The organism is Psychrobacter sp. AntiMn-1 (assembly GCF_001854065.1).
GTDB lineage: Bacteria > Pseudomonadota > Gammaproteobacteria > Pseudomonadales > Moraxellaceae > Psychrobacter > Psychrobacter pacificensis.
The window spans coordinates 1910703-1923761 of the sequence record NZ_CP012969.1; the positions used below are offsets into that span (position 1 = coordinate 1910703).

Sequence of the window (13059 nt, forward strand, 5' to 3'; positions counted from 1 at the left end):
TTTCGTTTTATGACAGCAAACGCAACTTGACTAATGATTATCGTGAAATATAGCGATTAGTGTTTTGGTCAAATTTGCTGTGATAAAACCTCTCAAACCACTACCGGAGAATAGTGGCTTAAGAGGAAATCAAAAAGTCATTAAGCAGCTTGTACAGATCGTTTATTGCGCTGGCTTATAAACAGGCTGTCCATCGCTACCTTTGACCTCATTCCATTTCTCTTTGAATAGAGCCACTGCTGTATCAGAGAATGGGACATAGTCTAGCGCCATGGCATCATCATCACCTTGGGTATACGCCCAGTCAAAGAAGTTCAACACGCCAGCGACTTGCTGAGGATTCTCTGGTTGCTTGTGTACTAAGATGAAAGTAGCAGCAGCGATTGGCCATGCTTGATCCGTCTCAGAGTTGGTGATGACTTTATAAAAGCCTTCTTGTTGTGACCAATCGATGTCACCAGCGGCGGCAAAGGTTTCAGCAGATGGCTGCACGATATTGCCCGCGGCATTTTTAAGCGCGGCATGTGACATGTTGTTTTGCTTGGCGTAGGCATACTCCACATAGCCGATAGAGTTTTTCATGCGGTTGACGTAGCTTGAGACGCCCTCATTACCTTTACCACCTGCACCAGTCGCAGAGGTTGGCCACTTGACCGTTTTATCAACCCCAACGCTGTCTTTCCAATCTGGTGATACCTTGGCGAGATAATCGGTAAAGTTAAACGTCGTACCTGAACCATCTGAGCGGAATACTGTGGTGATGGCGGCATCTGGCAAAGTCAAATCTGGGTTCAAGGCTTTGATCGCAGGATCATTCCAGTTATTGATTTTACCCAGATAGATATTGGCTAAGGTTTCACCATCTAGCTTCAACTGACCTGGCTCAACGCCATCGATGTTAACGATTGGCACAACGCCACCAATCACGGTTGGGAACTGGATAAGACCAGACTCTTCAAGCTCTTCAGGTGTTAATGGCGCATCAGAAGCACCAAAATCGACGGTTTTTGATTGGATTTGTTTGATACCACCAGATGAGCCAATAGATTGATAGTTGACTTGGCCACCTGTGGCAGCGTTATAGTCAGAAGACCATTTGGCATAGATCGGCTGCGGGAATGATGCGCCTGCACCTGTGATATTCATGGCAATGTTTTCAGCAGATTTGAAACCCGTGTCAGCAGAAGGCGTTGCCTGAGTCTGCGTGGTGGTTTCAGCCGTGGTAGCGGCGCTACTGGTCGTATCAGCAGCTGGTTCTGCCGTTTCTGTTGACTTATTACACGCCGTAAGCATTAATGTACAACTAACGGCCACTGCTAATAACGAATAACGCATGTAGGACTCCTGAAATTTAACAACGATATAAAAAAGCATTGTTTGTGATATGAGCGTTATCTTGCCAAATCTTTATGACAGTTTAATGACAACCTCTCAAATCCTGCATTCGCTTTACACAATATTTAGCAATCGCCTCTAAGTATCAGTAATATCAAGGAATTTTAATTACTATCAATAACTCCTGTTCTTTGTATCCATGCTAAATAGCAAAATAAGCGCCTGATATTTTCATCCAAATTCCATTAGCCGTTAACGCAGAATTTTGTTAGTATGAAGAAGATTTACAACACTGACAGACTCGGGGTGCGATGTAGCATTGGCCTACTTTATTAAACGTTTATAGTTAAACATTGATAAAAGTAGCCACCTATCTACATTCGCTGAGAGATCACCCGCCGAACCTGATGCGGTTAGTACCGACGCAGGGAAGTCTTAAGCACGTTGTTATTGATGACAACGGACGCGTAAAAATACTTTTTTATCATCGCTATTGTCTAACGATGCACGCCGCATACGTAGATAACGAGAGAAGATAGAAAGCGGCGTCCACTATTTGATGACCATTAACCGCGACAATTTCTTTGCTCGCTGTTAGGTGTTGATAATATAAATTTGTCTGAATGACGAGTGTTTGCCCCGCAGCTACTGGCGGTGTTGCTTTTATTCAAAAACCAACACGCTAGGACAGCATATGACTATTTCAAACAGCAGCTCTTTTGACAATGCCTCTTTAGACAGTGCCTCAGCGCCATCACAAGTCCAAACGCACAACCCAGCCGATAACATACCTCTCGTATCAGACACCAAAGCCGATAAAAAAGCCGACGCGCTAAAGACACCTGCCCACCGCGCCGCCAGTGATGCACGCTTTGAAGAAGACGCGCGCGACTTACACCGTATCCTACCCGCCTCGCGCAAAGTCTATATCGAAGGCTCACGGCCTGATATTCAAGTACCGATGCGTGAAATCAGCTTAACGGATACGCCAGTTGGCGGTACGGGTGATAAGGATGGCGAGCACAATCCGCCTTTTTATGTGTACGATACTTCAGGCGTGTACACTGACCCCAATGTCGAGATTGATCTGACCCGCGGTCTACCCAAACTGCGTGAAAACTGGATCGCCGAGCGCGGTGATACCGAGCAACTAAGCGGTCTGTCTAGCTCATACGGGCAAGCACGTGCTCGTGATATCAGCACTGCCAACCTCAGGTTTGCTCATATTGACAAACCGCGCCGTGCCAAAGCAGGGAAAAACGTCACTCAGATGTACTACGCGCGTCGCGGCATCATTACCCCTGAGATGGAATATATTGCGATACGTGAGACGCAAAAGCAGCATGAACTGACTGACATGCGTCAACATGAGGGTGAGAGCTTCGGTGCCAATATGCCCAAAATTATCACCCCTGAGTTTGTCCGTGATGAAGTAGCCGCTGGACGTGCAATTATCCCCAACAACATCAACCACCCTGAATCTGAGCCAATGATTATCGGGCGCAACTTTTTGGTAAAAATCAATGCCAATATCGGCAACTCAGCGCTCGGCTCATCGATTGATGAAGAAGTCTCCAAAATGACATGGGCCACGCGTTGGGGCGCGGATACCATCATGGATTTATCGACGGGCAATCACATTCATGAAACTCGTGAATGGCTAATCCGCAACTCTCCTGTGCCGATTGGTACCGTACCGATTTATCAAGCCTTAGAAAAAGTCGATGGCGTCGCTGAAGATCTGACGTGGGAGATATTCCGTGATACCTTGATTGAGCAAGCCGAGCAAGGTGTGGATTACTTTACCATTCACGCAGGCGTCCTGCTCCGCTATGTACCGCTCACCGCAAAGCGTTTGACAGGTATCGTCTCACGCGGCGGCTCTATCATGGCGCAGTGGTGTCTGGCGCATCACAAAGAGAGCTTTTTATACACGCATTTTGAAGATATCTGCGAGATTATGAAGCAATACGATGTGGCGTTCAGTCTAGGTGATGGCCTACGCCCCGGCTGCTTGCAAGATGCCAATGATGAGGCGCAGTTTGGCGAACTACGTACGCTTGGTGAATTGACCAAAGTGGCATGGGAGCACGACGTACAGGTGATGATTGAAGGCCCTGGACACGTGGCGATGAACCGTATCAAAGAAAACATGGACTTGCAGCTTGATCTGTGTGCGGACGCGCCTTTCTATACCTTGGGCCCATTAACGACTGACATCGCCCCGGGTTATGACCATATCACCAGTGCGATTGGTGCGGCGATGATTGGCTGGTTTGGTACCGCGATGCTATGCTATGTCACACCAAAAGAGCACTTAGGGCTACCAAACAAAAAAGACGTCAAAGACGGCATTATTACCTATAAAATCGCTGCACACGCCGCCGACCTTGCCAAAGGTCACCCTGGTGCACAGGCGCGTGATAATGCGCTATCCAAAGCGCGCTTTGAATTCCGCTGGGATGATCAGTTCAATCTGGCGCTCGACCCTGATACCGCGCGCGAATATCACGATGAGACCTTGCCAAAAGATGCGCATAAATCGGCACACTTTTGCTCTATGTGTGGTCCGAAGTTTTGCTCCATGAAAATTACGCAAAACGTGCGTGAGTATGCAGCAGGACTGGACAAAGATGCCGCCAATAAAAAGGTAACGCCGCAATCAGGCGACTTAAGCGATGATGATCATTTGATCAAAAAAGTCGATACAGAACTGGTCGGACAAGTAGGCGAAGCCAGTGCTGAAGAAGTCCGTCAAGGCATGGCTGAGATGATGGAAAAATACAACAAGGAAGGACGCCAGTTATACAAAGAGGTATAAGCTTTTTACTATAATAAAAAAGCCCAAACCTGACTATCAGGTTTGGGCTTTTTTAGTTTATGTATTTAGTAATATCAAACCTTCGACGCCTGATAAATCTCCTCAATCGACGTATTGATGGTATCGGCAAACTCTTCATCGCTTTGCTGCTTACTCAACCCTTCGGTAAAGGCGCGCGAGAAGCTGGCAATCATACCGGGGTTTTGTTTGAGCTTCGCGCACGCATCAGTGCGGCTATAACCACCAGATAGCGCCACGACTTTGAGCACTTTTGGATGGTCGACCAGTTCCTGATAAAATCCTGCTTCTTCGGGCAATGTCAGCTTGAGCATTACTTGCTGTTCGTCATTTAAGCGTTCCAGATTACGCAAAATATTGGCTTTTAATAGCACTTCGCAATCATGCTTTTGGGCACTATCAATATTGACCTCTGGTTCAACGATTGGCATCAAGCCTTTTGAGATGATTTGCTTGGCCACATCAAATTGCTGCTGTACAACGAGCTCAATACCATCGACATTTGGCTCATAAATGACTGAGCGCATCTTGGTACCAAATACTGGATAGTTCTTGGCTTTATCTAGCAACAGATCTAGATTAGGCATCGGCTTCATGACTTGGACGCCGCTCATCTGCTCCGCCAAACCTTTATCTACCTTCAAGAATGGAACGATTTGCTTGTCTTCCCACAAATAGTTGGCGGTCGACTTACCATTGACGTCACGCTCCATGGTATCTTCAAATAAGATCGCACCAAGCACACGCTCATTGTCAAAACAGTCGCACGTCATGATACGGGCACGCATCTCATGCACCAAATCAAACATGGCCTCATCATTCTCATACTCATCGCCGCTGATGCCGTAATTCTCTAAAGCCTTTGGTGTGCTGCCACCACTTTGGTCGAGCGCAGCGATAAACCCTGAACCGTCTTTTATGCGCTGCAACTGATTGTCGTATTCCATTGAAAGTACATCCTATTTTTATTGAGTGAAATTAAACATTATAAATCAAGCTTTCTATCACCTATATAAGGTCTGCTATTTGTAGATGACCTTATCATAGGATGATAAGTATGCCTATATAGAAAACGTGACAACTTTGCTAAAAATTCTACTTTATCCTTCCTTGGACAACTTATCTCACGCCAAAAATAAGACGCCCACACAGCATACTGCAAGTAGCAACCCCACCAAATTGATGCGATTGAGTCGTTCTTTAAACGCGCCCACTCCGATCAATGTGGCGACTGCGATGACACCCACGTTCATCCCCGTAAACACAATACTGGATGAATCGGAGAGCACTTGATGGGCTCTGACATAAGCATAAATATTACCCATGTTGAGCGCGCCAAGTAGCAATCCAGCGACAAGGGCGTCTGCCTGCCAGCGCACCCGAGTGACGAGCAGATAGACGAGTAATAATAAACCTGCGACTCCAAAGCTCACAAACAGTGTCAACGGAAAAGCAGTACCCTGCTTGGCAACCTGCTTAAACAAGATATCGATGATGCCGTAACCCGCCCATACACCGAATAACCACAGCGGTGTGTATTTTGTTTGCTTAGGGGTATCTGTCTGCTGTGGTCGATAAACCAGTGCTCCTAGTGCCAAAAAGCCAAGTGCCAATCCCAGCACACGCGTACCTGTCAGCACCTCACCAAATAGCAAAAAAGCGGCAATGATCGGAATAATCAATGATAAGCGCTGGGAGGCATCCGTTGCCACCATACCCACCGCCTCAATAGCACGTCCAAGGATAATAAACACGGCCGGTAGCAAGATCCCAAGCGCGATGATGATGCCCCAAGCACTGTCTAGCGCATGTATGGCGCCGACATCGGGCTTTAATAAAAGCCAAGTCAGTAAAAAAGCGACGGGATAACCTGCGACAATGGTCTGACGAATATCCATTTTCTTTTGGCGTAGTATTTTTAAAAGCACTGAAACAGCGACGCTACACAGCACCGCAATGGTTAGATACATCATTAAGGCCTACCTTTTGAACCCTAGTACTGGGTATTTATTATCCATACACTGGTGGCGCAGCATCAAGTAAGCCGCTTTGTATTCAACTGATTTCATTAAAAAATATGATTACAACGCTCATCATTCGATCAACTAAGCCAGTTGCGGTCTAGAAGGTAGCAAAATATATTTTTGACAGCAATCTATTTATCCGTATTTCCACGCGCGTTATTGGCAATAACGTATCAACCAAAAGCACTATGCATGGATCAATTACAATTTACTGCACGCCTGATTGCCAAGTTTTGATAAAATACCCTGCTATTTTATTAACATAAGTAACGACTCAAAACCGCTCTGTTTTGACGTATTATTGCCGCCTATGAACGCTCTCTTTCGTTTTTTTGAATCCCGTCTTCCTGCCTTCCCAGAAACGCCCATGCCATTGCCTCGTAAGGGGTTGTTGAAGTTTTTGTGGGCCTGTACTCATGGTTTACGTGGCTGGCTGTTCTTATTTATGATCCTCTCCGCAGGTGTTGGGGTCTATGAGGCCATGTTGTTTGCATGGATTGGTAACTTGGTGGATTGGCTGGGTGCTTATACCCCGCAGACACTGTGGGCAGAAAAAAGCGACATGCTACTGCTGATGTTTGCTGTGTTAATCCTCAGCCCATTTTGGATTGCCTTATCGTCATTGGTACATTTTCAAGTGATCCAAGGCGTGTTTCCGATGCAGATGCGCTGGCGTTTTCACCGCCGAATGCTTGGGCAGTCGATGCAGTTTTATCAAGATGAGTTTTCAGGACGTGTCTCAGCAAAGGTGATGCAAACGGCATTGGCCGTGCGTGATACAGTGATGACCATCACCGATATGATGATGTATGTGGTGGTGTATTTTGTCACTACTGGGGTGATTTTGTTTAATCTAGACAGCTTGCTGCTCATTCCATTTGCGGTTTGGTTTGTACTGTTTGGGCTTTCCATGTGGTACTTTATTCCGCGCCTCAAACGTACGGCCATTGTCCAAGCGGATGCCCGTGCGTTGATGACAGGACGCATCACCGATGCTTATGCCAATATCATGACCGTCAAGCTGTTTAGCCACTCGCAGCGCGAATTGGGTTATGCCAAATACGCGATGAATCAGTTTTTGGGTACGGTACACGCACAGATGCGCTGGGTCAGCTATCTTGAGGTCGTCAACCATGCCATCAGTGTGACTTTGATTGGCTCGACTGCAGCTATCGGTGTATATTTGTGGCAACAAGGTGATGTTGGTGTTGGTGCGATTGCCGCAGCGACTGCTATGGCACTGCGCTTAAACGGTTTGACCCACTGGATTATGTGGCAGACCACCAGTTTGTTTGAGAGTATTGGTACGGTACAAGATGGTATGCGTACTCTATCAGCCCCGCAAAAAATCGTCGATAAACCTAATGCGCAAACACTAACGGTCACTGATGGTCGTATTGTCTTTGATCATATTGATTTTGGTTACGAAGAGGATATGATCGCTGCCGATGATGAAGGCGCGCGCGTCGATGAGGCGCACAATGCAGGTACCGCACTGGCGAGCAACCGTGTGAAGCTGCTAGATGACTTTTATTTGGACATCAAACCAGGTGAAAAAATCGGTCTGGTCGGACGCTCTGGGGCAGGCAAATCAACCTTGGTGAATTTACTACTACGCTTCTTTGATGTCGATAGTGGCAAAATCTTTATTGATGGACAGGCAATTGATGAGGTCACTCAAGAGTCACTGCGCCAGCAAATTGGTATGGTGACCCAAGATACCTCATTATTGCATCGTACCATCCGTGAAAACATTGCTTATGGTCGTCCAGATGCCACCGATGCTGAAATTATTGAAGCCACTAAGCAAGCCCAAGCATGGGACTTTATCAAAGACTTAAGCGATGACAAAGGCAACACCGCCCTTGATACCCAGGTCGGTGAGCGCGGCGTCAAACTCTCAGGTGGTCAGCGCCAGCGTATCGCCATCTCCCGCGTAATGCTGAAAAACGCACCAATTTTGCTGCTTGATGAAGCCACGAGTGCCCTTGACTCTGAAATCGAATTTGCTATTACTGAAAGCTTAAACGACATGATGACTGGCAAAACCGTGATTGCCATTGCCCACCGTTTATCAACCATTGCGGCACTGGATCGACTAGTAGTGATGGACAAAGGGCGTATTATTGAACAAGGCAGTCACGAGGCGCTGCTCGCACGCGATGGCGTCTATGCTAAATTATGGCAACGTCAAAGCGGTGGTTTCTTAGGTGAAGACAACTAAGACCCATCAAAATAAATCACAAGGAAGTGTTTATTTTATGGAAGCATTTACAAACAGCATCAATCTTGATGGTAAAAAAGCACGTTACTATCATCTTAGCCAGCTCAATCAGTCAGTTCAAACAGATAACCATCGCCGCACACCCGCGCATTTTTATGGTGGTAATAGTTTCACCGTTGGTACCTATACGCCATTGCTAAATGAGCTGGCAACTGAGTTTGATATCAGCTCACTTGCCCTGCGTGGCTATTGGTATGACAAACCGCACAGCCGTCGTCTAACGCGTGAGCAAGATGCTGACCTGCTTATTGAGTTTTTAGAAAAAACACAAGATAAGCCTGTCGTCGGTATCGGACATTCACAAGGCGCAACCGCCACAGCCATGGCAGCAGCCAAACGTCCAGAGCTGTTTTCGCAGCTATATCTGATAGAGCCTGTCACATTCACCAAAAACCAAGCTATTTTGTATAATCTGTTACCGCGCTCTATCCTGCTGAGTCGTGAGCCTTTCAAAAGCACAGTAAATCGGCAATCTACGTGGCCGAGTGTCGATGCTTATTATGACAACTTGCGTGCGCAGCGTGCTTATAGACGCATCAGTGATGAACACTTGCAGATATTTGCCGAACAGAGCTTGAGCAAAAATCCAAATGGAAGTTACAGCTTGATGTTTGCTCCAGAGCAAGAGCTGGCCAACTATTTTAGCGCACCTCATATCGATGCCGCGCTCAAAAAACTACGCTGCCCCTATACGCTGATTACCGGTAAGCCTACTTTATTCATCAATGATAAGGTACGACAACAATGGCAAAAATTTGTGCCTGATAGCAGCATCATCTCATTGCTAGACTATGGTCACCTACTGCCAATGGAAGCGCCCAAACTGTGTGCTCAGATCATTCAAGAGCACTATCAACGCAGCAAATAATGAGAGATAACTATTGATCTATGACTGACCTTTTTGCCCCAACACCTACAGATAATTTATTGCCCTATGATGGTAATGTAAACGATCTAGGCATAGTCATAAACGATGCCAATGTCCTCTATAATACGTTGCTAAATGGGTTGCCTTGGCAATCGGATATAGTGACGTTATTTGGTAAAACTCATGTGACGACTCGCCAAATTGTCTGGATGGGAGACACGGATGCAGATTACCAGTATTCAGGGCATACGCGACAGACAATACCATGGTCAGATATAGTGTTCCACGTGAAACAATATATAGAAAAAGCGTTGGCAGACATCGGTATTGCAGCACATTTCAACACCTGCTTGCTCAACTATTATCCAACTGGCACTGATGGCATGGGCTATCATGCCGATGATGAAAAAGAGCTCGGTCATCAACCAATCATTGCATCTCTCTCCCTTGGTGCCACCCGCAAATTTGTCTTTAAGCACAAAAAAACTCAAGAAAAAGTCGCGCTTTATCTTGAGTCTGGACAATTAATTGTCATGCATGGGGACACACAGCGCTTTTGGAAGCATACAATCACGAAAACAAAAACAGTCGATACTGGACGGATTAGCCTGACATTTCGTCAAATGCTTGCAAACTAAAATTGCCATGGTCAGGTTGAGTAAACGATTACCTATGCAATGCGATCTAAAAAACGTTCACGGTAGCATTGATACGCCGCTTCACAGACATTGGCCGTATAGTTGGCATTGACGCCACCTGCCACTACTGCACCCACCGCAGGAATGATTTGCGCGGCTTTCGTTTTGACCATATTGGTGGCCACTTTGGTTGCTGTCTGACGCAGTACCCGCGACATGACCTCTTCATTAATCTGATTAAATGTCTGCGTTTCTGGATCTTTAATCATCGCACGGGTATCATCCAGTGCTGCTTTGCGCGCTTCAGCAGAGGCAGAAGTAGCCACCGCCAACAAAGACATGGCAAACAACTGCTCGCCTTTATCATTCATGTCAAAGCCATAGTAAGTCGCATACTCTCCGATAGCGCGTAGATTGGTAGTGATAAGACCCACCACATCGGCTGGAATACCTACCCAGCCAACCACCCCTGTCGTCACGCCTTGCACACTGGTGAGCGCGACATATTTACTTTTGAGCAGCTTGACTTATTTATCGACAACCGCAATTGGTAGATGTTTAATATCAGAAAGCGTCTTGATTGACGAGCCTTCAAAATCAGGCTCCTCTTGATAGCTCTCGATAACGCCTTGAGTGTTCAATGTCCAATTGGCGGCATTACTCAAAGTACTGATGGTTTGCTCAGTTGCTTTTTTTAAGGCATCGCCGAATTGCGGCACATCCATTAATGCATCACCTGCCGCGACAATAGGCGTATTAAGGACCACAAAAGCTTTGTCCAAAACGCCTTTATCAGGGTTTTTCCATGCTTCTATTTCTTCACGCACTTGCGCTTCATAGGCGACATGATCCATGACTTTTTTGTCTGTTTTTTATTCTCTGTAACTTTATTTTCAATGTCTTTATTCATAGTCATAGAACATCCTTTGTTATTACTTCATTTATCAGCGTGTCTCTCACTATCCTACAGCAGACAACATTAGAGAGTAGGCCTGTTGTGTTGTCAGAGACACCATTCTTGTAGAGCTTTATGAAGTACGTAAAGGATCCTATGATTTTTAAAAAACTGGTTAGCGCCCCTTATTCAGAAGCAGCAAGGACAATTTTTCCGAATGCATCGCCCTTTTGTAGCTCATGGTGCGCGGCTACCACTTCTGATAAAGGATAGATTTTTTGGATTTTTAAGGTTAATTGACCATCAGCGACTTGCTGTAAAACACGCGCCATATCATCACCACTACGCTGCGCTTTATACCCTGATACTTCTAAGCTTTTTTGCTCGCCTGCTTCTTTGAGTTTATCGACCCAAATGGTTGGCAACACATTCACGCGCGCGCCCGATTTGAGCACACTCAGGGCGCGCACGCCAGCATCATCGCCAACTAAGTCAAGTAGTACGTCGGCTTGCAAGTCAGGGAACGCTTCGTCTTTGGTATAATCAATCCAGCCTGCCAGCTTGTCAGTATCGATAAGCTCACCGAGCTTGGCATATTTTTCTGGTGAGCAAATAACTGTGACCTTAATATCATCACGGCTTACTTTGTCCATTAATAGCTGTATTAATAAGTGACCGACGCCGCCTGCTGGTGCATTGATTACGACATGCTCACCCTCTTTGATATCTGCAAATTCCACAAACTGTAGCGCTGTTTGCCCAATGCACGGCAATGCCCCTGCCTGCTCTAATGTCACATTCTCTGGCACTTTGGCAAGCATTTTGGTGTCTACCGCCACGTACTGCGCATAGCAACCACCAGTAAAGGTCAAGGCGGCAACGCGATCTCCAATAGCGAACTCATCGCTGCTGCTATCAACCACTGTACCTGATACGTCAAACCCTAAAATAGCAGGCTGGTTATTGTCGAATTTTTGTTTTTGTATATTTTCTGCGCCCCACCCTTTGCCTTGGCGGGTTTTATAATCGACAGGGTTGATACCGGCATAGGCGACTTTGACCAATACCTGATCGTCCTGTAATTCAGGGATGTCGACACCATCCTGATATATCATTACTTCTGGTTCACCGAATTCACGTATCAGGGCAGCGTGCTGGGTATTGGGGAGTTGAGGTTGTTGGTTATTGTCGTTAGTAGATGGCGTTGCCATAGTGATATATCCTTATATTTTGTTTATTAGTTAGTGCTTACTATTTATTTCAAGTTAGATGACTATTTCATAAGGGGCGATTTTAGTCGATAGTATTTTTGCTAAAAAGATGTTTTAGTCTCGATAGATTATCAAGGCAGTGCATCCGAGCACATCACCACCAAGTATTAAGAAAGTATTAGGGCAGCATCAGCTTTGCACTAATCGGCAAATGATCCGACAATGATGACCACGGCTTTCCACCATGTACCCATGCGTCTTTGACAACCAAATTACGCAGATAGATACGATCTAAACTGAGCACTGGCAGTTTTGCGGGGAATGTCGGTAGCAATTTGCCATGACAATGTCTAAATGCTTCTATCATACCAAGCTCAGTTGCCAGTTTGTCGCAAGACATCTTTTTCCAATCGTTAAAATCGCCTGCCAAGATGAGCGGTTGATCAGGTGCAATCTCATTTCTTACATAATCGCTGATAGCCTGATACTGCTTAATACGGTCACGCTCAAACAGATTTAGATGCGCGCACAGTACAACAACTGGTCTGTCCCAACCGATAGGCTGCACTTCACAATGCAGGACGCCGCGCTGCTCTAGCCTATTGACGGTAATATTGACATTGTGCTTTGGGTCTAATGGGAACCGGCTTAATACGGCATTGCCGTGATGACCATTCTCGTATTCTGAGTTTTTGCCATAGCTATTTTCTAAATCCAAAAATTCGCCAAACCATTCATGCTGAGACTGATTGGGATATTCGTTATATTGCATATTGCGTTTAAGGTTTTGCCCTTGTACCTCTTGCAAACATAAGATGTCGGAGCCCACCGCTTCTAACGCTTGAGCAATACCTTGCATTTTCACCTGACGGTTTAGTGGTGACATGCCTTTATGAATGTTGTAGCTGGTTAAAACAAAAGAGGTGGTAGTCATAATTTGATTAATTGTACGCTCAATATTTATG

Annotated in this window: 11 protein-coding genes and 1 riboswitch; of the genes, 4 read left to right on the forward strand and 7 right to left on the reverse strand. The window is 45.9% G+C overall.

Going from position 1 to position 13059, the window contains the following annotated elements:
- Positions 1-162: 162 nt before the first annotated feature.
- Positions 163-1335, reverse strand: a complete 1173-nt coding sequence (pstS, locus tag AOT82_RS08090) for a phosphate ABC transporter substrate-binding protein PstS (RefSeq protein ID WP_071002586.1) — start codon at positions 1333-1335, stop codon at positions 163-165.
- A 292-nt stretch (positions 1336-1627) separates the two neighbouring features.
- A riboswitch (TPP riboswitch) is annotated at positions 1628-1783 on the forward strand.
- A gap of 246 nt (positions 1784-2029) precedes the next feature.
- On the opposite strand from pstS, the gene thiC reads away from it, so the two are divergent.
- On the forward strand, positions 2030-4156 hold the full coding sequence (thiC, locus tag AOT82_RS08095; protein ID WP_227517128.1) for a phosphomethylpyrimidine synthase ThiC: 2127 nt from the start codon (positions 2030-2032) through the stop codon (positions 4154-4156).
- Between the two features lie 74 nt (positions 4157-4230).
- On the opposite strand, the gene AOT82_RS08100 is transcribed toward thiC, so the two are convergent.
- Positions 4231-5121 (reverse strand): fructose bisphosphate aldolase, encoded by an 891-nt coding sequence (locus tag AOT82_RS08100; RefSeq protein WP_058023584.1) that lies wholly within the window; start codon positions 5119-5121, stop codon positions 4231-4233.
- A gap of 177 nt (positions 5122-5298) precedes the next feature.
- A complete protein-coding gene (locus AOT82_RS08105) occupies positions 5299-6147 on the reverse strand; it encodes a hypothetical protein (protein WP_071002587.1) in 849 nt (282 codons plus the stop codon).
- 361 nt (positions 6148-6508) lie between these two features.
- Between AOT82_RS08105 and AOT82_RS08110 the strand changes: the two genes are divergently transcribed.
- Genes AOT82_RS08110 through AOT82_RS08120 form a run of 3 tightly spaced genes read left to right on the forward strand, consistent with a single transcriptional unit; the run spans position 6509 to position 9988 of the window.
- The gene (locus tag AOT82_RS08110) at positions 6509-8422 is read left to right on the forward strand and encodes an ABC transporter ATP-binding protein (protein ID WP_071002588.1); all 1914 of its coding nucleotides are present in this window, start codon (positions 6509-6511) and stop codon (positions 8420-8422) included.
- 37 nt (positions 8423-8459) lie between these two features.
- Positions 8460-9350, forward strand: coding sequence for an alpha/beta fold hydrolase (locus AOT82_RS08115; RefSeq protein ID WP_071002589.1), 891 nt, complete (start codon positions 8460-8462; stop codon positions 9348-9350).
- Between the two features lie 20 nt (positions 9351-9370).
- Complete coding sequence (locus AOT82_RS08120; protein WP_071002590.1) at positions 9371-9988, forward strand: alpha-ketoglutarate-dependent dioxygenase AlkB family protein; 618 nt, start codon at positions 9371-9373, stop codon at positions 9986-9988.
- Between the two features lie 32 nt (positions 9989-10020).
- Here the strand turns inward: AOT82_RS08120 and AOT82_RS08125 are convergent, their stop codons facing one another.
- The 4 genes from AOT82_RS08125 to AOT82_RS08140 form a co-directional block, all read right to left on the reverse strand.
- A complete protein-coding gene (locus tag AOT82_RS08125) occupies positions 10021-10509 on the reverse strand; it encodes an EcsC family protein (protein ID WP_083328900.1) in 489 nt (162 codons plus the stop codon).
- Between the two features lie 6 nt (positions 10510-10515).
- On the reverse strand, positions 10516-10842 hold the full coding sequence (locus AOT82_RS08130; RefSeq protein ID WP_071002592.1) for a hypothetical protein: 327 nt from the start codon (positions 10840-10842) through the stop codon (positions 10516-10518).
- A gap of 226 nt (positions 10843-11068) precedes the next feature.
- The gene (locus tag AOT82_RS08135) at positions 11069-12094 is read right to left on the reverse strand and encodes an NADP-dependent oxidoreductase (protein WP_071002593.1); all 1026 of its coding nucleotides are present in this window, start codon (positions 12092-12094) and stop codon (positions 11069-11071) included.
- Positions 12095-12272: 178 nt separating this feature from the next.
- On the reverse strand, positions 12273-13028 hold the full coding sequence (locus AOT82_RS08140; protein WP_071002594.1) for an endonuclease/exonuclease/phosphatase family protein: 756 nt from the start codon (positions 13026-13028) through the stop codon (positions 12273-12275).
- Positions 13029-13059: the final 31 nt, after the last annotated feature.

What these genes read in the sequence shown, in the direction of transcription:
- pstS (WP_071002586.1), bottom strand. Translation starts at nt 1,335, where the DNA reads ATGCGTTATTCGTTATTAGCAGTGGCCGTTAGTTGTACATTAATGCTT.
- thiC (WP_227517128.1), top strand. Translation starts at nt 2,030, where the DNA reads ATGACTATTTCAAACAGCAGCTCTTTTGACAATGCCTCTTTAGACAGT.
- AOT82_RS08100 (WP_058023584.1), bottom strand. Translation starts at nt 5,121, where the DNA reads ATGGAATACGACAATCAGTTGCAGCGCATAAAAGACGGTTCAGGGTTT.
- AOT82_RS08105 (WP_071002587.1), bottom strand. Translation starts at nt 6,147, where the DNA reads ATGATGTATCTAACCATTGCGGTGCTGTGTAGCGTCGCTGTTTCAGTG.
- AOT82_RS08110 (WP_071002588.1), top strand. Translation starts at nt 6,509, where the DNA reads ATGAACGCTCTCTTTCGTTTTTTTGAATCCCGTCTTCCTGCCTTCCCA.
- AOT82_RS08115 (WP_071002589.1), top strand. Translation starts at nt 8,460, where the DNA reads ATGGAAGCATTTACAAACAGCATCAATCTTGATGGTAAAAAAGCACGT.
- AOT82_RS08120 (WP_071002590.1), top strand. Translation starts at nt 9,371, where the DNA reads ATGACTGACCTTTTTGCCCCAACACCTACAGATAATTTATTGCCCTAT.
- AOT82_RS08130 (WP_071002592.1), bottom strand. Translation starts at nt 10,842, where the DNA reads ATGGATCATGTCGCCTATGAAGCGCAAGTGCGTGAAGAAATAGAAGCA.
- AOT82_RS08135 (WP_071002593.1), bottom strand. Translation starts at nt 12,094, where the DNA reads ATGGCAACGCCATCTACTAACGACAATAACCAACAACCTCAACTCCCC.
- AOT82_RS08140 (WP_071002594.1), bottom strand. Translation starts at nt 13,028, where the DNA reads ATGACTACCACCTCTTTTGTTTTAACCAGCTACAACATTCATAAAGGC.